The 21,185-nt window shown below is 45.8% G+C and carries 14 protein-coding genes; 6 read left to right on the forward strand and 8 right to left on the reverse strand.

The features are described from left to right. Positions 1-320: 320 nt before the first annotated feature. Together QUA16_RS17005 and QUA16_RS17010 are read left to right on the forward strand one after the other, a co-directional pair. On the forward strand, positions 321-1,025 hold the full coding sequence (locus tag QUA16_RS17005; RefSeq protein WP_333104641.1) for a tetratricopeptide repeat protein: 705 nt from the start codon (positions 321-323) through the stop codon (positions 1,023-1,025). 224 nt (positions 1,026-1,249) lie between these two features. Then, complete coding sequence (locus QUA16_RS17010) at positions 1,250-2,137, forward strand: ROK family protein (RefSeq protein WP_333104640.1); 888 nt, start codon at positions 1,250-1,252, stop codon at positions 2,135-2,137. A 306-nt stretch (positions 2,138-2,443) separates the two neighbouring features. Here the strand turns inward: QUA16_RS17010 and QUA16_RS17015 are convergent, their stop codons facing one another. The 3 genes from QUA16_RS17015 to QUA16_RS17025 form a co-directional block, all read right to left on the reverse strand. Then, positions 2,444-2,866 (reverse strand): hypothetical protein, encoded by a 423-nt coding sequence (locus QUA16_RS17015; protein WP_333104639.1) that lies wholly within the window; start codon positions 2,864-2,866, stop codon positions 2,444-2,446. A 455-nt stretch (positions 2,867-3,321) separates the two neighbouring features. After that, complete coding sequence (locus QUA16_RS17020) at positions 3,322-4,980, reverse strand: CTP synthase (RefSeq protein ID WP_333104638.1); 1,659 nt, start codon at positions 4,978-4,980, stop codon at positions 3,322-3,324. A gap of 106 nt (positions 4,981-5,086) precedes the next feature. Further along, positions 5,087-6,091 (reverse strand): Rpn family recombination-promoting nuclease/putative transposase, encoded by a 1,005-nt coding sequence (locus tag QUA16_RS17025; protein ID WP_333104637.1) that lies wholly within the window; start codon positions 6,089-6,091, stop codon positions 5,087-5,089. 315 nt (positions 6,092-6,406) lie between these two features. Here QUA16_RS17025 and QUA16_RS17030 point away from each other — a divergent pair, with 315 nt between their 5' ends. The 3 genes from QUA16_RS17030 (at position 6,407) to cutA (ending at position 10,809) form a co-directional block, all read left to right on the forward strand. Next, positions 6,407-8,992, forward strand: coding sequence for a VIT domain-containing protein (locus QUA16_RS17030; protein ID WP_333104636.1), 2,586 nt, complete (start codon positions 6,407-6,409; stop codon positions 8,990-8,992). Positions 8,993-9,353: 361 nt separating this feature from the next. Continuing rightward, positions 9,354-10,250 carry a pentapeptide repeat-containing protein gene (locus QUA16_RS17035; RefSeq protein WP_333104635.1) on the forward strand — a complete coding sequence of 299 codons (897 nt, stop codon included), beginning with the start codon at positions 9,354-9,356 and terminating at the stop codon, positions 10,248-10,250. 238 nt (positions 10,251-10,488) lie between these two features. Beyond that, complete coding sequence (cutA, locus tag QUA16_RS17040; RefSeq protein WP_333104634.1) at positions 10,489-10,809, forward strand: divalent-cation tolerance protein CutA; 321 nt, start codon at positions 10,489-10,491, stop codon at positions 10,807-10,809. 67 nt (positions 10,810-10,876) lie between these two features. Here the strand turns inward: cutA and QUA16_RS17045 are convergent, their stop codons facing one another. Beyond that, on the reverse strand, positions 10,877-11,416 hold the full coding sequence (locus tag QUA16_RS17045; RefSeq protein ID WP_333104632.1) for a DUF2231 domain-containing protein: 540 nt from the start codon (positions 11,414-11,416) through the stop codon (positions 10,877-10,879). Positions 11,417-11,466: 50 nt separating this feature from the next. Further along, positions 11,467-11,745, reverse strand: coding sequence for a hypothetical protein (locus QUA16_RS17050; protein WP_333104630.1), 279 nt, complete (start codon positions 11,743-11,745; stop codon positions 11,467-11,469). A 211-nt stretch (positions 11,746-11,956) separates the two neighbouring features. On the opposite strand from QUA16_RS17050, the gene QUA16_RS17055 reads away from it, so the two are divergent. Further along, complete coding sequence (locus QUA16_RS17055) at positions 11,957-13,126, forward strand: FAD-binding oxidoreductase (RefSeq protein WP_333104629.1); 1,170 nt, start codon at positions 11,957-11,959, stop codon at positions 13,124-13,126. Between the two features lie 265 nt (positions 13,127-13,391). Here the strand turns inward: QUA16_RS17055 and QUA16_RS17060 are convergent, their stop codons facing one another. From QUA16_RS17060 to QUA16_RS17070, 3 genes are all read right to left on the reverse strand, one after another. After that, positions 13,392-14,510, reverse strand: coding sequence for an ATP-binding protein (locus QUA16_RS17060; RefSeq protein WP_333104628.1), 1,119 nt, complete (start codon positions 14,508-14,510; stop codon positions 13,392-13,394). 4 nt (positions 14,511-14,514) lie between these two features. After that, positions 14,515-18,222, reverse strand: a complete 3,708-nt coding sequence (locus QUA16_RS17065; RefSeq protein WP_333104626.1) for a PAS domain S-box protein — start codon at positions 18,220-18,222, stop codon at positions 14,515-14,517. Between the two features lie 83 nt (positions 18,223-18,305). Further along, on the reverse strand, positions 18,306-21,092 hold the full coding sequence (locus QUA16_RS17070; RefSeq protein WP_333104625.1) for an adenylate/guanylate cyclase domain-containing protein: 2,787 nt from the start codon (positions 21,090-21,092) through the stop codon (positions 18,306-18,308). Positions 21,093-21,185: the final 93 nt, after the last annotated feature.

Consider the following 21,185-nt stretch of genomic DNA (forward strand, 5'->3'; position numbering starts at 1 on the left):
TATTTTGGCAAACCGATTCAGTCATGGCATTGTCTAGAATACATAGATGATATTTTTTGTCAATGCGTAAGTCCTATTCTACTTCATCAGGACTTACGTACACCCTCAATATATAGTGTTTTGTAGGGGCAAAACCCACGCCCGGTTGCCCCCATACCTGGGATGATTTCGTAAGTCCTATTCATGTGATTGTTCGCTGTGCGTCGCCATCCCGGACACGGCAGTGCCGTCTCCCTACAGATATCGCGGACAATCAATATGTAATCTATTTGTGATAATTGCTATAAAATAGAAAATACCCCACCCTCCCAACCTCACAAATGCTCGACACAATTCTGCAATTCTTCAAACGACTATTTCAGCGAATATTCGGATACCCAACCCCACCCACCCCGCCGGGAAATACCGCCATCCGCCCAACCCTAACTGACGCGGAATACGAGTCGAAATTCATGGAAATCCTGGAAGGGGTAAATGCCGGCTGGAGTCGAGGAGATGTAGCGGGATTCTTAATCGCAAAACGCCTTAAAGATGGTGAATTGGCGGCTTGGTTGCGACGGTTTGGGCAAAGATTGTTAGAGGGGGAACATGATGAAACCGCTGCTGCGGATGCGGTGGCATCGCTTCAGGAATTGGCGCAGCGGCTGGTATTGTTAGGTAGAATTGGCAGCGGGGAATTGTCAGAGGTGGCGAGGCAAATTGGGCGGGAGATATTGACACGGTTTCCGCTGCCGGAGGTTGAGGAGGAGGATACAAAGGGGAGGGTGATTGAGGCGGTGTTTGTTGGGGATGGTTTGGGTTTTTCTGGGGAAGTGAATCGCAGAGGCGCTGAGGCTGCGGAGGCAGAATCGGAAGTTAATGTAGAGGCGAAAGCGTGGTGCGAGAGAGGGAATGAGCAGTATAATTTAGGAAGATTTGAAGAGGCGATCGCATCTTATAACCAAGCAATTGCTCTCCAACCAGACTATCACGATGCTTTGCACAACCGAGAGGTGGCGCAACGTAAGTTAGGCGACATTAAATAGGCGAACTCGCTTGTATCCATAATTTTGGCTAGGTATTGCGATCGGTATGATAGTATTAAGAATTAAGCCCATTTTTTGTCGCTAATTATTGTAGACTAAAATAGAAGTTGGAGGATTTCAATCCTCACTACCAACTTAATTGGTAAGGTGCACAATCCGCACCATAAAATATGTTTATCCTATGAGGATTAATCCCAAATTCTTCCATCCCAAACCCAAATCGAATGACACAAGTAATCGGCATTGACTTAGGCGGAACCGCAATTAAACTCGGCAGATTTAGCGAAGACGGCATTTGTCACCAATCCTTAACTGTCCCAACCCCTCAACCGGCAACGCCAGAGGCAGTTTTAACTACAATGACCGATGCTATTTTACAACTGAATCCGGTCGAAAATGGTGTAAGTGCGATCGGCATCGGGACTCCAGGCCCCGCAGACGCCGCGGGCCGCATAGCCAGAGTAGCTATTAACCTCAAAAACTGGCATAACGTCCCCCTAGCTGACTGGGTGGAAGCTAAAACCGGACTGCCGACAATATTAGCAAATGATGCCAACTGTGCCGGATTGGGAGAAGCTTGGTTGGGCGCAGGAAGGCACTTTAAAAACCTAATTTTAATAACTTTAGGTACAGGAGTCGGCGGCGCAGTTATCCTAGACGGCAAACTATTTGTAGGTCATCAAGGCGCGGCCGGAGAACTAGGATTGATTACTATAAATCCCGACGGCCCGGAGTGCAACAGCGGCAATCGGGGTTCTTTAGAACAGTACGTTTCGGTGCAAGCAATTCGCCGCGAAACGGGTTTGGAACCGCTAGAATTAGCAAATCTAGCTAAGTCTGGAGATGCCAAAGCTTTAGAATTTTGGCCAAATTACGGGCGCTATCTGGGTATCGGTTTGGCAAGTCTCATTTATATTTTGACGCCGGAAGCTATTATTATCGGCGGTGGAATTAGTGCAGGTGCAGAATTTTTCTTGCCGAAGGTTCGAGAAGAAATTGAGCAACGTGTACTGCCGAGTTCTCGCGAAGATTTGCAGTTATTGGTTGCTGAATTGGGCAATCAAGCAGGCATGGTAGGGGCAGCCAAATTAGCTTGGCAGCTTGTTGAATAGTTAAAATTTAAAAAAACAGCGCATTTTACTGCGCTTTTTTACTAAAATTAGAGTGCAACCTAAGCACTTTAGCTAAAAAAAAATAGAATGAAGGTGAGGAGTTACTAAACATAGTCTCCTTCATTGTTCATGCTTCTAAACTAATGACTAATAACTAATGACTAATGACTAATGACTACTGACTACTGACTACTGACTACTGACTACTGACTAATGACTAATGACTACTGACTACTGACTACTGACTACTGACTAATGACTAATGACTACTGACTACTGACTACTGACTACTGACTACTGACTTCTTCATGGCAGAGATTGTCCAGTCGTATTTTTAATGTATTCCTGAATTTCTTGATAAGTTTCCGGGTTGCTTTGGCGCAGGATAATAATATTAGTTGCGCTGTCAGGCAGGCAAAAGCTTAGCCGACCGTTCTGTTCGCAAGCAAAAGAGCTAATTCGACTCATATCGATCGCAAATTCTTTGCGGTCATAATTAATTTTAATCCACGAACCTCTAGAATTGCGATCGATGGTTTTTTTTAGGTAATCGAGAACTTGCTTGTAAGCCTCAGAATTGCCTTGGGGATTGAGGATAATCGGCTGACTGCTATTAGGCAGCCAAAAGGTGATACGCTTGTTATCCAGTTCGCTAGAAAAAGCACTAATAGTGTCAAGGTCAATTATGTATGTACTTTTCTCATAAGTAATTTTGCTCCAATAAGCCACAAAGCCTCCTCAAACCGGTGTTTCCTGGTATTTTAGGATAATTTGACAACTCCTACCATTTTAGATTTTAGATTGTAGATTTTAGATTGGGCATGACTGATGACTATGGGGGCTGGGAAGTTGCCTAAAGTTACATTTTTTTTTAACTGGTATCACCCTGGAAATCCGTAAAAAGTTAAGTAAAAATATATCAGCATTTTTACCTTCTGTCTTCTGCCTTCTCCCTTGTGGGACTAGCCCCCCAGCCCTAGCATAGGGTTGGGGGGAAGGTTTTTCACTCGTTGAGAATGCTGCCCGATATCTAGTCCGGTAAGTGCGACCCCTATCAAATCCTATTGGTCTGTTGGGTGGGTTTTGTAATGTCGATTGTCGGGGCGATTTGAATATTGTCTACTCGGAACCGCCCCTACAGACATCTAATATATCAGAACTAATCGATCGCACATGATATGAGATCAGTTTGCGACAACTTTCCCAGCCACCAAGTCGCGACCCTCATCTTCTAAAACATCCTGCTTTCCCTGGATGCTAGCGGCCTGGATAAACCCTTGAAACAATGGGTGGGGGGCGCTAGGTCGAGATTGGAATTCGGGGTGAAATTGGCAGGCTATGAAAAAGGGATGGTTGGGAAATTCGATCATTTCTACCAATCGGCCGTCTGGAGATGTACCGGAGACTGCATAACCTGATTCTAAGAAAAGATTGCGGTAGGCGTTGTTAAATTCGTACCGATGGCGGTGTCGCTCGTAAATCACTTCTTTCTGATAAAGTTTGAAAGCTAGCGTGTCTGGGTTGACACGGCACGGATACAAACCCAGTCGCATTGTACCGCCCAAATCGACTACATCTTGCTGTTCTGGCAATAAATTAATTACCGGATTTGCTGTATCTGGGTCAAATTCAGCGCTGTTGGCATCCTTTAGTTGGGCGATGTTGCGCGCCCATTCAATCACAGCACACTGCATCCCCAAACACAAGCCCAAAAATGGAATTTTGTGGTGTTTAGCATATTCGATCGCCGCTATTTTGCCGTCAACTCCCCGAACCCCAAAACCTCCCGGTACAACAATGCCGTTGATACCTTTGAGATAATGATCGAGGTTTCCCGATTCTAAATCTTCTGAGTTAATCCAGTGTAAATTCAGGTCGCAGCCGATCGCAATTGCCGCGTGCCGCAAAGCTTCGACCACCGAAAGATAAGCATCGTTCAACCGCACGTATTTGCCAACTAAAGCAATATCAATTTTGTGATTGGGACTGTAAAGCCTATTGACTAAAGTTTGCCACTGATGCAAATCTGGCTGGCGATGTTCGAGTTGCAGCAAATTGAGGGTTTGTTGGGCCAAACCTTCCTGTTCCATCATCAGGGGTACTTCGTAGATACTTTTAGCATCTTGAGATGTGATGACGCATTCTTCGGGTACGTTGCAGAATTCCGACAATTTCTGTTTCATGCCCAAAGACAGCGGGCGATCGCACCGACAGACTAAAATATCTGGTTGAATGCCGATCGACCGCAATTCCTTCACCGAATGCTGAGTCGGTTTAGTTTTCATCTCCCCAGCCGAAGGAATCCAAGGTATCAGCGTGACGTGCATATACACAACATTTTGCCGGCCCACATCCTTGCGAAACTGGCGAATCGCCTCCAAAAACGGCAAAGATTCAATATCTCCCACCGTTCCGCCGATTTCCGTAATCACGACATCAGGATTGGTATTTTTTGCTACTCGGTGAATTCGATCTTTAATCTCGTTAGTGATGTGCGGAATCACCTGCACCGTGCTCCCCTGATACTCACCGCGGCGTTCTTTGTTAATCACCGCTTGATAAATGGAACCCGTGGTGACGCTATTGAGGCGAGACATGGAAGTATCGGTAAAACGCTCGTAGTGCCCCAAATCCAGGTCAGTTTCCGCACCGTCTTGCGTGACAAAGACTTCTCCGTGCTGAAACGGGCTCAGAGTGCCGGGGTCAACGTTAATATAGGGGTCTAGCTTCAAAATCGAGACAGAATAGTCCCGCGACTTCAATAGGCGGCCCAAGGAAGCACCGACAATTCCCTTGCCGATGCTGGAAACCACGCCGCCAGTCACAAACACAAATTTGCTCATAGGATTTTCGACTTTAGATGCTTCAATGTCAGGTCAGACTCAAATGTGACATAGGTAATCCATAAGGGCAACCACGGGGGATTGCCCCTACACCCATTTGACCCAATTATTGACGATTGTTATGTGCTTGCAACCAAGTTGTCAAATCTGACACACTGGCAAAGTCTAATAGTGCCTCTCCTAGATTCTCTAATTGCTCAGCGGATAACTGAGCGATGCTGGTTTTGAGATCCGGCGACAGCACGCCGACACTGCGCTCCAACTGACGAACAATTAATGTCACTTTTCCTTGTTTGATGCCTTGTTCGATGCCTTGTTCGATGCCTTGTTCGATGCCTTGTTCGATGCCTTGTTCGATGCCTTGTTCAATGCCTTGTCTGATTCCTTGTTCTATCCCGATTCGGGTAGCTTTGGTAATTGCACCGCGCTGGTCTTGAATAAAAATTTCTCGCCTTTCTAAATCCTCCAATTCATCAGGATCGAGATTTGCTTCATTGGCAATTGTAAAAGCTTTGCGGAGTTCCGGTACATTTCCCAACTCTTCCGGCACAGACCTTAACGTCCGAGCGGTTTTCATGAAATATATCCACTTATCAGTCAGAGTCTCTAATTCGGCTAAAGTCTTGTCAAATTTGGGCAATTCAACAAATACAAATTCTAATTCCTCCGCCAAATAATCGACCCGATTGTTTTTTTCTTTGATACAAAATCGCGAAATTACTGTTTCCAGATTCTCAAACATTTGGAAATCTGTAATCGTCAAGGCAATCACGGGATTTAACAGGTTGTAGTTTTCTCCGCTTTTTAATTGCACTGAGTAAGCTTTGGTAGCATTGTATAAAATCCGTTTCTCAAAGGATTCTACATTCAATACCTGCATTTCAATGATCACAGTTTTGCTGCCACCAATTTTTGCTTTAACATCCAAGTAAGTATCTTTGACTCCTTTGATTTTGGGAGCTAAATAAGGGTCAAGAATTTCTAAATCTTCGATAACTGGCTGCGCTTCGTAGAGGATGGCATTTAAGAAGCTAATCAAAATGTCTTTGCTGTCAGCAGAGCCGAAGATTTTTTTAAATGCAAAGTCGGTTTTGGGGTTAATAAAATTCATGGCTTTTTCAATTTATTAGAGATTGAGAGGTTGAGGTTAGAGTTATTTAATTATTTAACTATCATACAATCTTCTAGGTTGGGTTCGCGGACGATCGCCCCAACCGACTTCACCCAAATACAGATGCAAGCCCACAGCAGTCTAGACAAAAGTTCCACTCCCCCATGAGCGCCTGTAGAGTTAATCTAAAATCTAAAATCTAAAATCTACCCTACGCCCTCAGTCATTTTTCCCAAAAAGCTAACTCAGGAACGTTTCGGCAATCGTAAAGTCATGGTAAACAAAGCACCTCAAGTCTGCTAAAAAACAACAGCTATGAAGTTTGTCTGCGTTCTCTCCCCTCAACGGTTGCTTTGTGCTGGTATGGCATTGCTCGCTGCGATCCTCTTCGAGGGCTTCGCTAACGAGTGCGGCGCGTGGCTCGCTCCCAATGGGGCGCGGGCCAAGGCTCTTGGGGAAAATTATTCGTCTGTGGCGCCGAAAATCCTCGCTAGTAACGATGTTAATTGCAATGGCGGACGATCGCCCGAAACTCGATGTCCAGTCGGCGGTTTGTTCGTCAAAACTCCCAACACGACGGCAGAACAAGTCTTTCCTCTCAAGCAGACTGAAGTTAAAGCCAAAATAGCTGGCAATATCTCCCGCGTCGAAGTTGTTCAGAAGTTTGAAAATCCTTTTCCAGAATCTATAGAAGCTGTTTATGTATTTCCTTTGCCCGATGAAGCGGCGGTGGATGATATGGAAATTAAAATAGGCTCACGAATTATTAAAGCTGATATCAAACGCCGCGAGGAAGCTTTGGAAATGTACGAACAAGCCAGAAAGCAAGGCCGGAGTGCAGGTTTGTTGGAACAAGAACGATCCAATATTTTTACTCAGTCTCTGGCTAATATCAAACCGGGAGAAAAAATTGAAGTTACGATTCGCTACACCGAAAGTCTCAAGTTTGTCGGCGGCGATTACGAATTTGTGTTTCCAATGGTGGTAGGGCCGCGCTATATTTCGAGAAATTCGACCCCCCCCAACCCCCCCTTAGTAAGGGGGGGCGATCGTTCTGGTGCCGATCGCATTAACCCGCCTGTCTTGCCTCCGGGAACGCGATCGGGTCACAATATTGCTGTTTCGGTAGAAATAGATGCCGGAGTTGCGATCAGCGATGTCCGCTCTACTTCCCATCAAATTACAACTCACCGCAGCGGCAATATTGTGCAAGTCCAATTAGCCAATTCTGACACAATTCCCAATAAAGATTTAATTTTGCGCTATCGAGTCGCTGGCGAAAATACTCGCGCAACTATTTTGACTCAATCCGACAAGCGGGGCGGTCATTTTGCTACTTATTTAATTCCGGCATTAAACTACCAAACTAATGAAATTGTACCTAAAGATGTCGTGTTTCTGATGGATACTTCCGGTTCTCAAAAGGGCGAACCGCTGGCAAAATCTCAGGAGTTGATGCGCCGCTTTATTCAAGGGCTGAATCCCAACGATACTTTTACTATTATTGATTTTGCCAACACTACGCAAGCGCTTTCAACTACTCCTTTAGCAAATACGCCTGCCAACAGACAAAGTGCTCTTAATTATATCGATAACTTGCAGGCAAACGGTGGTACAGAACTGCTTAACGGCATTCAAGCAGTGATGAATTTTCCGGCGGCGGCTACGGGAAGGTTGCGGAGTATTGTATTAATTACGGACGGTTACATTGGTAATGAAAATGAAGTGCTGGCTCTGGTTCAGCAGAGTCTGAAACCCGGAAATCGACTTTATAGTTTTGGTGTCGGCGGTTCGGTGAATCGGTTTTTGCTCAACCGTTTGGCGGAAGTGGGAAGAGGCACGTCTCAAGTAATTCGTCAAGATGAAGCGTCAGCAGAAGCAGCAGAAAAGTTTTTTAGTCAAATTAATCGTCCGGTATTGACTAATATTCAAGTTAGTTGGGAAGGAATGGGGGAAAAACCGGAGATTTATCCGATCGCACCCCCAGACTTGTTTGCGAGTCAACCGCTAGTTTTGTTTGGCAAAAAGACCGATCGAACTAACGGCAAACTTCGCATCCGCGGCACTCTGGCGGGCGGCAAAGCTTACGAGCAAGTTTTACCTGTTAATTTTGCTCAATCCGGCGGGCGGCAGCGGGAGTCTACTTCAGTCGCCGCAAGCGCTACGGATTTTGGCAATCCGGCGGTAGCTCAACTTTGGGGGCGATCGCGCATTAAAGATTTAATGAATCAAATGTTTGGTGGCGAGACTAAATCTCTGGTGGAAGCTGTGACTAATACTGCCCTGACTTATCGCTTGCTGTCGGAATACACGGCTTTTGTGGCTGTGAGCGAAGAAGTGCGAGTCGAACCGGATGGATCTAGTCGTCGCGTGCAAGTGCCTGTAGAATTGCCGCAGGGTGTCAGCTACGAGGGTATTTTCGAGTCGGGAGGGGAAGAGCCCACTAGGGGCGGCACTCGCAGCGTTACCTCGACTCGCAACTCGGCACCAGTGAGTCCAGCTCCTGCTATGCCGCAGCAGCCCGGTTACGGTGAGTTGCAACGCCCGAAGCCTTTGGCTTCTCGCCTCCAAGTAGTTAGCGCCGAAGGGTTGGATGCAGGGGCGATCGCGGCTTTGACTCAATACCTGCAATCTGTTAATCTCCCGGCGGGGGTTAGCGGTGAAACGGTGTGGGAGTTATTGGTACAAGACGGCCGCGTTGCCAGATTGGCGATCCTCTTCGTTGGCGTAGCCCCCGTAGGGGCGGGCTTCGCTAACGACACTCAACCCTCGACGCTGCAATCAACAGACGCCGTAGAGGCTCTCAAGAGGGCCTTAAGTTCCTGGCAACCTCCTGCAGGATTCAAGGGCACGCTGCGCCTGAAGTTGCGAATAATATCATTTCCGGTTACACCGGAATGATGTTGACGGTTGACGGTTGACAGTTGACAGTCAACAGTGAACAGTCAACAGTGAACTGGAATTTACTATTCCGATGCTAACGGATTTGATATAACGGTCGATCGTTAAGGAATGACTATCTATGTCAAGAAACATTAATTTTTAATTCAAAAATACCGAAACCGGGATCGCTACCGCGTGGAAGATATAAAATCTTTATTAAGAGATTGCCTTTAAACAGAAAGTGATGTTAATGAAATTTATACCGTTTGAGGCAAACGCTAAAACAGTTTCCTTTCTGAAACAGTTTCCTTTCTGAAACAACCTTAACAGTAAAGATTTCTGGATCGAAACCCCCCAATCATAGAAGGTATGATGCCCTATGGAAGTTAGTGAACTGCTCAACAATTACGAAAAAGGAGAAAGAGACTTTACTGGAGCCGACCTCAGCGGGAAAGACCTCAGCGGAGCAATCTTAATCGGAGTCAACCTTTCGCGAGCTAATCTTTCCGGGGCGAACCTCAGTAGAGCGTTTCTTACCAAAGCAACACTCAAAGGTGCACTGCTGCACAGAGCAAATTTAACTTTTGCCAAAATGGGTGAAACCCAACTCTCAGGTGCAGATTTGACAAAAGCTAATTTGAGTGGAGCTTTTTTGGTAAAAGCAAAAATGCCCAAGGTAAAGTTAAGCGGCGCAACTTTAACTGGCGCCAACCTGCGGGGTGCTGTGTTGTGGAATGCCAATTTGTGCAGCGCCGACTTGCAATTAGTTAACTTACTGGGCGCGAATCTGACTGCTGCTAATTTTAAGTGGGCCAACCTTTACGGTGCAAGGCTCAATAGTGCAAAACTTTTTGGAGCTCAATTAACCGGAGTCAGTCTGCGGCGAGCGCAGTTGGCAGGGGTGAATCTCTGCGGTGCAGATTTGAGCGGCGTCAACGTGAGTGAAGCTAAACTAATGGGAGCGAATTTGGAAGGCTCGAATTTGGCGGGGGCGAATTTCAGCGCGGCTCAGTTGCGTGGGGTGAAGTTGGCGGGTGCAAACTTAACCGGGGCTAAGTTGAGGGGAAGTTGTTTGAGAGGGGCAAATCTGAATTGGGCAAAGCTGTGTCAAGCAGATTTGATGGCTGCAGATTTGAGCGAGGCGACGTTAATAGGAGCTAATTTAGATAATGCTTTGTTGGCGGGAGCTATTTTGCCGGAATCTACTAGGCGCTATTTTTCCTTAGCTGGGGCTGGCAGAGTCAATTCTTGGGAAGTTAATGAGATTAACGGTTGATTGTTGACTGATGACTGTTGACTGTTGACCGAAAGCATCCAGGATACAAGCCCTCGGATTCATTCCGAAAGCAGACTCAGGACCCAGAAATAAAAAACCTGTATCCGATGAAACTTGCCCCCGAATTTATCCGTGGGGTCAATGCTTCAATTCTTTAATCTAAAATCTAAAATCTAAAATCTAAAATCGATTGACTGTTGACTGTTCACTGTTCACTGTTCACTGTTCACTGATGACTATGACAATTAATTTTGGGGTGGTGCTGGTAACTGCTGCATCGGAGGCGGAGGCGGAAAATATTGCTAAATCTCTAGTTGAACACAAGCTGGCTGCTTGTGTGAGTTTGTCGCCAATTCGCTCGATTTATAGTTGGCAAGGCGAGATTCATTCCGAGTCAGAGTGGCAGTTGGTGATTAAAACTGATATGGCTAAATTTGAGGCTTTAAAAACAAAAGTTCAGGAACTCCATTCCTATGAAGTTCCCGAAATTATTGCTATTCCTATTATCGCTGGCAGCGATGCTTATCTCAATTGGCTGGGACAATCTTTAAGTTTGTAGTCAAGACTTTAGTCCTAAATTATCCAATGAAGAGGGACGGAATTCCCTACTAAAAATGGTCAGAAACCTAGGAATTATGACTGCTAGGGCCGATGACGCCGATTTTGTGGCGAAAACTTAGTTCGCCGCCGAACCAGCCTGTAATGCCCAGCAAGGTTGCCACGACGATCGATATTGCTAAACCTGTATATACGATCGGCTCAGCCGGATTTCCTTGTCGCAACAGCAAGTTAATCAGGGTAAGTACCATAACCGCCACATTGCCGCCCATGTGCAACCAACCGGCACTGCGATCGCGCACTCTTTTAACTTTGAAAAAATCTAAAAAGCCCGTGATTGCGGCCAAAATCCCCGCAGCAAAACCGACACCCATCAGCCAAACCGAAGCTCTCGCCCAAAACGGATCGCTTGTCAGCCAATAACCGATGTCCGTGCCTGCGGCTCCTACTAAAAAGGCTACCGGAAAGATGACGATGATGGGGTGGATGGGATGGCCTGCAACTGAAAGCGTACTCGTAATGCCGGCGTCGCGATACTCTCTGTCGTCACTTTCAAGAATCGGCGGAATATTGGGATAGGGCGTACTATTTCTGGGATTTGTTTCCATGATTTCTACGATAACTTTTGTACAACAAAGCCGTTTTTATTGGATGGAACTTAATCCCAAACCCGCTCGCCATTTTCGTCAACGCGGGCCTGCCGAATTACGTCAGAAATTTCCTCGGCGTCTTTGACGTGGTGCAGGGCTTTCTTTTCCCCATCCGGTTCTTCTACGATCACATAAGTTGGAACTGTAACTGTATCTCCGGTGATGTCGGGCACGTGGTCTACCGCTAGTTGCTGGGCTTTTTCTTCGATGGTTTGCGGTTCGTCGGAAATGCGATCGCCCGGATTGACCGTGCGCTCCATATCTTTGCCTGGTTTGTCGATACTCATAAAAACCTCTCTGGTATTTCTAATTTTTTGCTGACTCTAATTCCTACTATTGAACGAAAAATATCTCTACGCAAACATCTCCCGACGGGTGGAAGTTTCAGTTAGGGCGATCGCAGGCAGCCTCTTCCTGTAGGTAGAGGTTTTTCGATTGGTGCCGAAAAAACGTAAGCTAAAATCTAAGCATGATATTTTCATTCCCTTTGAGTTGCCCATGAAAAGTTACGATTGGATTGTTGTCGGCGGTGGCATTACGGGTGCGGCACTGAGTTACGAACTGGCAAAAAAAGGTTTTGCTGTGCTGCTTTTGGAACGAGATGCTACCATGCAAAACGCTACTCGTTTTAGTTATGGCGGCTTGGCTTATTGGTCGGGAACGACTGATTTAACTCGGCAATTGTGTCGGGAAGGTATCGAACGCCACCGCAATTTATCAGCCCAATTAGATGCTGATACTGAGTTTCGCGAGTTGGATTTGTTGCTGACAATTGATGCGGGCAATGATGCCGAAAAAGTGGCAGCTAATTACGCGCATTTTGCGATCGTTCCGCAGCTTTTGAGTGTGGCAGAAGCTGGCGAGTTGGAACCTTTGCTGAATAAAAGTGCGATCGCCGGAGCTCTGACTGTGCGTCACGGTCACATTTCGCCGACTGCCACAAATAAAGCTTATTGTCAAGGGTTTCTGCGGTTGGGAGGAACTATAGAATTTGCTGAAGTAATTGGGTTGATCGAAGAGGGAAATCGGATTTCGGGAGTCCAGACGGTACAGGAAAGTTATGCCGGCGAAAATACGGTTATTTGTGCTGGAGGTTGGAGTCGGAGTTTACTGAAGCTGGCTGGTGTTTCTGTGGGAGTTTATTTTACTCGCACGGAGATTTTGGAAACTGCACCTGTGGATTTGAAACTCAGGACTTTGGTGATGCCTGCGGTATTAAAACGTTTTGAATTGGAAGCAGAATCGAGTAGAAATGAGGTGGATTTTCTTTGGGATGAAACGGGTAAAGAGTTGCTGCCGCCGATTTTAGATTCGGGTGCAATTGGGTTTAATGATGGCAGTTTGCGGATCGGGCAATTGTCTCGCACTTTGAGCGATTTGAATGCTAAAGTCGATCGCGAAACCAGCGAAACGGCAATTCGTGCAGGAATCGGCAAGGTTTTGCCCGACTTGGCAGGTTTACCGGCAACTTGGCACGAGTGTATTGTGGCATTTAGCGCTGATAATTTGCCTGTAATGGGGCCGATTGCCGATCGCCCTGGATTGCACGTTTTTTCTGGTTTCAGCAATCCTTTGACTATTGTACCTGCTTTGGCTGAGCGATTTGCGAAGGCGGCGGGGGGAGAAGATAGGGCGATCGAGCTTTTGTCTCCCAATAGATTTGCTTAAAAATGATATCATGTCCGGCCTGATTGAGATTTGTATGAATTTTTTAGGGGCGGGTTCACTAACAATAATTGCCTGTAATCTACAATCTCATAAACCCGCCCCCCCGATACTTTTATCTCCTCTCCGTTGAATTGTCCGCGATGAAATTCTGTCGCGTGGTGGGGGCGGGTTTATGTAGATTGTTAGTCTGGATGATAGATTGTTGGTGAAACCCGCCCCTACAAGTATTGTGCTTATTTTACCGGACATGACTAATGACTACTGACTAATGACTACTAACTAACAAAGGCAGGGCGACAATAAATGTAGTACCTTTGTCGATCGCACTTTCCACACTTATTGTACCGCCGTGCAGGTCAACTATGTGTTTGACAATGCAGAGTCCCAAACCCGATCCTTTAATGTTGCCTACATTAGCACCCCGTTCAAACTGCTGAAATAGTTTTTCTTGATATTCCGGTGTCATCCCAATTCCCTCATCTCGAACGCACAAAATTATTTGCTGGTTGTCGCAGCTTAAGTCTAAACTTACCTTGCCACCGTTTGGAGAATATTTAATGGCGTTTGAAAGCAAATTAGTCAGAAGGTGGTGCAGTAGTTTGGCATCGAGATTGGCGTGCAGCGGATTTGTGTGACTGCGGAAAGTTACGAGGTGTTTGTCGGTGACGATAGGTTGCAGTTCTTCTAAAATAGAATTGCATAAATCCGTGGCATTAATCGGATTTAAATTTAAGGAAATTTTGCCTGCTTCTGCTTTGCTAAGCATTAAAATATCTTCCAGCAGCCCACTCATATTACTGACGGCTTTTTTAATGCGATCGACATTTTTATTGTTAGTTCCGCAGGTGCGATGCAAGTCGCTATCTTCTAGCATTTCAGCAGATAACTGTATAGTAGTTAAAGGAGTGTTTAAATCGTGGTAAGCCATTGAAATAAAGCGCGATCTATTTGCGCTTTTTTCTGCTGCTAATGCCAGTATTTTTTTTAGAGTAACTGCTTCTTGATGTTTGCTCAGTGCTATCTTGATAGTGGCGTGCATTTCTCTTTCTTTAAAAGGTTTGAGCAGGTAGCCATAAGAACCAGTATTTTCGGCTCGCTGCAAAGTTTCGTCGTCGGCATAGGCAGTTGTATAGATAATTGGTATATCTAATTCGTGATTAATTATTGCTGCTGTTTCTATGCCGTCAATGTCGCCTTTGATAACTATATCCATTAAAATTAAATCGGGTCTTAGTTCGCGGGCGCGCTCGATGGCATCCGCTCCTGAAGAAACGATGTCGGCGATTTGATATCCCAATTTTTCTAATTTAGGGGATAAATTTTTAGCAATTAACAGTTCGTCTTCGACAATCAAAATATTAATTGGTTTTTCGACCAAGCTCATATTGTTACAATCTTTGAAAGTAGTTTAACTCGTTAAATTTTAAGTGAAAGGATGTACCAAATTCTCGGAATATTTCGATGGTTCCTTCTAACTGCTCAGTTAAAGTGCAGACAACTTGAAACCCCATCGAGTGAGTTTTCCGAAAATCTAAGTTTTGAGGAAAGCCAATGCCGTTGTCCTTAACTAAGAGGTTAATTTCTTTATCGCCCGTTTGATAGCATTCTACACTAACTGTACCAGTTGTGCCATCAGGAAAAGCGTGTTTTAGGGTATTTGAAACCAATTCATTGGCAATTAAACCGCAGGGAGTAGCGGTTTCAAGATTTAGGGAAATTGGCTCAGCTAATACCTGCAACTGAATTCGGTTGTTGCTAATATTGTAAGAGTGAAACAAGTTACTTACCAAATCTTCGAGATATTCGCCAAAATTAATTTGCGCTAGGTTAGTCGATCGGTACAGTTTTTCGTGAATCAGAGCCATAGAATAAAGGCGATTCTGACTTTCTTCAAACATTTTGCTTACTTGCGGGTCGGCAACTGTGTTCGATTGCAATTCTAACAGACTGGCAACTACGCAGAGGTTGTTTTTGACGCGGTGGTGAATTTCTTTGAGCAAAATTTCTTTTTCTCTGAGAGAGTTTTTCAAATTTGCTTCCGCTTGGAAGCGATCGCTCAGTTCAGCTTGCAGTTGCTGGTAAAGTAGAGATTGCTGAATGGCGATCGCCAATTGATTCACCAACTGCTGAAATAAATTGATTTCCCATTCTTTCCAATCACGAGGGCGATCGCATTGGTGGGCCATCAGCAATCCCCAAAGTTGGCTGTGCTGAATAATCGGCACTACTAACTTTGCCCTAACTTGAATTTTTTTCATAAACTGGGCCACACAAGCTGTAATGCAGGGGTCATCCCGTTCGGAGATCGCAGAAATTCGCCCTTGCAAATAAAGCTGATAAATTTGGGCCGGAAAAGCCTCTTCGGCAAAACATCTATCCACGAGTTGGCTGCATCCTTCTGCCACGGCTTCAGCAATGACTCGGCCGCCGTTTTCGGGTAAAAGTTGATAAACCAAAACTCGATCGGCTAATAATACTTGCTGGAGTTCCGCAACCGTGGTGTTGAGAATTTCCTCTAATTGCAAAGACTGGCGGACACGACGGGCGATCGCCTCCACAAGCCGTTCTTGCTCGAACTGCTGCCGCCTAGCGAGTTCGGCGTGTTTAGAATTGCTGATATCAGCGGCGTAACCAATAATTTCGATCGGAACGCCCATGCTGTCAACCAATAGTTTTAGTTCCGTCCTTAACCAGCGGTAAATTCCGTCTTGGTGTAGAAAACGGTACTCGCAAATGCAATTTTCCCCCTCGCACAACTCAGAAAAATTTACTAGAAAGTGTGGCCGATCTTCAGGGTGAATTCGGCTCGACCAAAACTTAGAATCAGCTAAGAATTCTTGGGGAGCGTAGCCAACGATTGTCTGAACGTTGTCGCTGATGTAAGTAGTACAAAAATCCCCGGTAGGTGCGGCGGTAAAAATTACCGCCGGATTAGAACCCAGTAAAAATTGCAGGCGTTCTTTTAACTGGTGAAATTCGATTTCTGCCCGCTTACGATAACTGATATCTTCGATCGCCCCCATGCTGTAGAGAGGAATGCCCTCGCGATCGCGGATCAGCGTCACCGTCAAGTTTGCCCACATCAGCTCGCCATTCTTCTTAATCAAGCGTTTTTCCCTTTGGAAGCGAGAAATATTGCCACACATTAACTGCTTGACTTCCTCTACATCTGCTTGTAAATCTTCTGGATGCGTGAGTTCACTAAAAGTCATGCTAGCCAACTCCGAATCGCTGTAGCCCAACATCTGGCGGTGAGCTTCATTCACTTTGATGGTGCGGTAGTCGCGCACGCTTGCCAAACCAAGCGCGATGGGAGCATCGTCAAATAAGTTGCGAAACTTTTCCTCGCTCTTTTGCAGTGCAGCTTCTGCGTGTTTGCGAGCGGTAATGTCTCTGGCGACCCACATCACCCGATCGAGCTCCAGTGGCGAAATACTGGCATCAAACCAAAATAATTTGCAGCCAATTTCCATCCTGTATTCAACTCTGTGGGTTTGCCCAGATGCCAATGTTTGGCGAATGTGGCCGAGGGCAAAATTAGCTTCCGCTTCTGGGAAGATTTCGGCGAGGGTTTTGCCCAGCACTTCAGGAGCCGGTTTGTACAGCAGTTCGGGAGCCGTGGGGGCGATTTTGAGGTAGCGACCGCTTGCGTCGAAAACCAGCACGATATCCGTCATGGCATTAAACAGCGCTACCAGTTCGGCTTCGGATTTTTGGAGTTTTTCTTCGGTCAATTTGCGATCGGTAATGTCGGTGTCAGTGCCAGTCAGGCGCAAGGCCTTGCCAGAAGCCGATCGGATCGCGCTGCCGCGGGCAAGTATCCAGCAGGTGCTGCCGTCTTTACGCACCATCCGGTGTTCTACTTCATAAATTTCTGTCAAACCATCGAGATAAGCATTTACTGCTTCGGCGACTGCAACTCGATCGTCGGGATGAACGTGAGATGCCCAATTTTCCATGCAGTTAGGAATCTCTGCGTCTTGATAGCCCAACAAAGCTTTCAAAGACGGAGCAATGTAGATTTCGTCGGTTTCCAAATTCCAGTTCCAAACCCCCACTTTGGCGGCCGATACTGCCATGTCGTAGGATTCAGTGCCCTGCTGAACTCGCACTTCTAACTCTGCATTGAGCTGCTGCAAAGCGATTTCTGCTTGTTTGCGATCCGTGACATCCCGGCCTGCTGCTTGATACTCGACGATTTGTCCGCTGTCGTCGAATATCGCCCGATCGATCCACTGCTGCCAGCGAATTTCCCCGCTCGGCAAAATTACTCGATGTTCGCAGGTAAAAATAGGGTTGTCGGGAGACACAGAAGTATATTGCTGTTGAAAAATTTCTCGGTCTGCTTCTGGCAGCAGCGACATGAAGCATTTGCCGAGTAAGTCGATCGGCTGCAAGCCGAAATAACGGCAGTAAGCTTGATTGACAAAAGTTATTTTACCGTTGGGGAGGTAGCGGCAAATCAGTTCGGTTTGGTCTTCCACAATCGCCAGGTAGCGCGCCTCGCTCTGCCGCATGGCATTTTCGGCATTTTGGCGATCGCTGACTTTTTCTAGTTCACAATTGCCCTCTAACAGTTGGCATTGTTCCTGGAGTTTTGCCACTTCTTGGTGCAGTGCCTCCATCCAGCTATACATTGCTGGACGAATACTTTTTTCGCTGACTATACCTACTAGCTGACCCCGTTCATCTACTATTGGCAAACAATCGATCGAGTATTGACAAAATAGCTTGAATGCGGTAGTAATATTTGTAAATTCTGATTCTTTTAAGACAATTAAATTCCGCGTCATTGCGTCGGCAACTTTCATGCCTTGCCATCCGTATTCGGAGGTGGCTAAGTTCAGCACATCTTCCGCGCTTAGCAGTCCGACTAGCTGATTTTCATCGACAACTAAGACGCAACTAATCGATGCTTTGACAGTTTCGTTTGAGTCGGGAAGTGCAGGGGCATTAGGCAGTGGGCAAGGGTGGCTTGTCCGACGCATCAGGGCGATCGCATCACCGAGGCAAGTTGAGGGCGCAACCGTGGCAGGATGGCGATCGACAGCTTCGTCGGGCGATCGTAAATTGGCCGACAAATTAGCAAGTTCCATTAGTCTTGGTCAAAAAGTATTGCTAATTAACTTTAGCAACACTTTTAGTCATCAGCCAGATGACTGATGACTGATGACCTGCCTTATATTCTGCCAATAAGCAGATAAGTTTTCATTCTCCCTTTGCCTTTAACTTCAATCATTCCTCGCTCCTGAAATAAATATTTGTGTTCTAATAACTTATAAGTAGTTTCGCTGACTTGAATCCGCCAAGGCAAACCCTGAGATTCCATGCGGGAAGCAATATTTACTGTGTCGCCCCACAAATCGTAAATAAACTTTTTGATGCCAATTACTCCGGCAACAACCGGGCCGCTGTGAATGCCGACGCGGATGCTAAAATATTTATTATGGCTAGCATTAAATCTGGCTATTTCTGCTTGCATATCTAGTGCCATTTGGGCGATCGCCTCTGCGTGGTCTGGCCTGGGTTCAGGCAGTCCTCCTACTGCCATGTATGCGTCGCCGATGGTCTTGATTTTCTCTAGGCCGTGCCGTTCGCACAAAAGGTCGAATCCTGAGAAAATCTTATTGAGGAGCTCCACGAGGTCGATCGGATTCATGACGGCAGACAAAGCAGTAAATCCCACAATGTCGGCGAACAAAACAGTCACTTCCGGAAAGTATTCGGCAATAGTAGTTTCGTTTTGCTTGAGGCGTTCTGCTATTGCCTTTGGCAAGATATTTAACAACAGCTTTTCTGATTTTTCTTGTTCTTCCCGCAGGGCATCTTCTGCTTGTTTTCGTTCCGTAATGTCGTGGTAACTCCAGACTCTGCCGATAATTGTATCTCCCAGCCGCTGCGGTTGCGAATAGCGTTCAAAAAATCTGCCGTCTTGAAATTCCAACAAGTCGTAACTTTCGGCTTCGGGCTGCTCGTAAAGCGATTGTATTCTTTCTTCAAATGCTAGGGAGTCTTTGAGTTGGTTCAGCACAAAGGCGATCGTGGTGGCGTCATCTCGCAGTGCCATCACTTCATCAGTTATGCCCCACATTTCCACAAATTGTCGATTGAAAGTGACTATTTTTCCGTTCCTGTCAGTAGCTAAAATACCGTCCGCAGTAGAATCAAAAGTTGCTAGCAGCAGGGACACAGATTTTGCTAGGGCGTCTTCGGCTATTTTTCGTGCAGTAATGTCTCGCAAGATAGCGCGAATCGCTACTAGCGAACCTGCCGCAAATTTACAGCTTATGCTGCCTTCCAGCAAAATTTTTTCATGATATTTAGTAATAAATGTTAGTTCAATAGAGTCGGGATACAGTGTAGTTTCATTGACAGTTTTTTGGATAATAGCTTGATATAATATATCCAGAGAATCTGGCGAACTGTTCGGATGAATGATATCAAAAACCGTCATTTGAGCAATTTCTGCTTCACTGTAGCCCAGAGTTTCCCGCCAAGCCCGATTTACATACAAAAAATGACCATCGGCTCCAATACTTTGGATTAAGTCAGTAGCATTTTCAAATAAGTCTCGCAGTTGTTCTTCGCTTTCCCGCAAAGCTATTTCCGCTTGCTTGCGCTTGATAAATTGACCGATTTGGCTACCGATTGTCGCCATTGTCTGGAGCAATTCTTCATCAAAACACTGCACTTCGCGGCTGAAAAAGGTCATCACCCCCAACACATATCTTGCAGAATTTTCCTGCTCGTAGCCACCCAAAATTGGGAAACCAAAAGCTCCGTGCAGTCCTTCTTCAGCAGCGATTTCTCGGCGCAGACAACTGTCACTTTTTGTGACATCTGCAATCCACTGAGCTGAACCGCTAGCCCAAACGAAACCGGGCAATCCTTCGCCCAACGCACAAGTCATTTGTTTGGTAAATTCGGCAAATTTGGGGATAGAAACTGAGCGTTTTGTCCAACTGGCGACGCACCGAAGCAAATTGGGATCGGAAACCGCAGTTATTCTCTTAGTTTCTGACAGCAGTTTTTCCCCGGATTCTGGCATCCAAAGTTCGACGGTATCCCATCCCAAGCTGTCACAAATTACGGGGAGAATTGCTGCTATAGCTTTTTTGATTGTTTCGGATGCCGACAGGATGCGAGTGGCGACGTACTGAGTTATTTGTCGCTGGCGGGCGCGCTGTCTATCTGTGACATCGCGGCCGATGTACACGAAATCTTGAACGGCGGGCCAAGAGCCAGAAATGCCTTTAATGTCAGTCGAAATCGCCGTACAGGAAAACGAAACTGTTAGCTTTTGTCCGGTTTTTGCCCTGCAAATTACTTCGGCGTGAGTTTGCAATTGTTGAGACTCCTCTTGGCTGACTGCTTGCAAAGAGGAGCCAACAGCAGCAAGAACGTCTATTTGCTGGCCTACTAATTCTGATTCGCTGTAACCGAACAAATCTTGAGCAGCTTGATTGATTTTTTTAATTTTTCCCGATGCTGTTGTTACCAACAAAACTTCGGCCATTGAACTAATAATTTTTTCAACATAATTATTAGTAGCCGCTAAGGTACTCAATAAAATATCCATTTCATTGGTAGCTTGCACTAGAGTTTGTTCTAAAGCCATCCTGTCGCTTACGTCTTGAAAAAATATAATTAATCTATGATAATTCTCGTCATTGGTGAACGGCACGATATACATATCAAAATAAAGCCGCGAACCATTTTCTAATAGTCGTGTCATTGCTTTTAATTCAAAATTTGGCAAACGTTTTTCAAAAATATCGATTAAAATTTCTTCAGTTCCCACCAATTCTGGAAAGGGAATGCGAACATCGTTGCCGGTGACTACTTCGTCGGGACAGTCGGCAAACCGCTGCACTTGCAGAGAGATTTCTTGGATTAAAAAGTCTTTATCCAGTGCTAGGTACTCCAAGTGGTGGGGAACTAACAGTTTTTTTAACAATGTTTTCATGTGAGATTCTTAGTAGTGAATGCGCCCTGTATATCGAATTATCGAAAATCAATCTATAGCGGTTCTCCATCTTGGTGAGGTATGCCCTATGCC

The sequence above is a fragment of the Microcoleus sp. S13_C3 genome, assembly GCF_036700905.1.
GTDB lineage: Bacteria > Cyanobacteriota > Cyanobacteriia > Cyanobacteriales > Microcoleaceae > Microcoleus.

Coding starts and splice junctions, on each gene's coding strand:
- QUA16_RS17005 (WP_333104641.1), top strand. CDS start 321: ATGCTCGACACAATTCTGCAATTCTTCAAACGACTATTTCAGCGAATA.
- QUA16_RS17010 (WP_333104640.1), top strand. CDS start 1,250: ATGACACAAGTAATCGGCATTGACTTAGGCGGAACCGCAATTAAACTC.
- QUA16_RS17020 (WP_333104638.1), bottom strand. CDS start 4,980: ATGAGCAAATTTGTGTTTGTGACTGGCGGCGTGGTTTCCAGCATCGGC.
- QUA16_RS17025 (WP_333104637.1), bottom strand. CDS start 6,091: ATGAATTTTATTAACCCCAAAACCGACTTTGCATTTAAAAAAATCTTC.
- QUA16_RS17030 (WP_333104636.1), top strand. CDS start 6,407: ATGAAGTTTGTCTGCGTTCTCTCCCCTCAACGGTTGCTTTGTGCTGGT.
- QUA16_RS17035 (WP_333104635.1), top strand. CDS start 9,354: ATGGAAGTTAGTGAACTGCTCAACAATTACGAAAAAGGAGAAAGAGAC.
- cutA (WP_333104634.1), top strand. CDS start 10,489: ATGACAATTAATTTTGGGGTGGTGCTGGTAACTGCTGCATCGGAGGCG.
- QUA16_RS17045 (WP_333104632.1), bottom strand. CDS start 11,416: ATGGAAACAAATCCCAGAAATAGTACGCCCTATCCCAATATTCCGCCG.
- QUA16_RS17050 (WP_333104630.1), bottom strand. CDS start 11,745: ATGAGTATCGACAAACCAGGCAAAGATATGGAGCGCACGGTCAATCCG.
- QUA16_RS17055 (WP_333104629.1), top strand. CDS start 11,957: ATGAAAAGTTACGATTGGATTGTTGTCGGCGGTGGCATTACGGGTGCG.
- QUA16_RS17060 (WP_333104628.1), bottom strand. CDS start 14,510: ATGAGCTTGGTCGAAAAACCAATTAATATTTTGATTGTCGAAGACGAA.
- QUA16_RS17065 (WP_333104626.1), bottom strand. CDS start 18,222: ATGGAACTTGCTAATTTGTCGGCCAATTTACGATCGCCCGACGAAGCT.
- QUA16_RS17070 (WP_333104625.1), bottom strand. CDS start 21,092: ATGAAAACATTGTTAAAAAAACTGTTAGTTCCCCACCACTTGGAGTAC.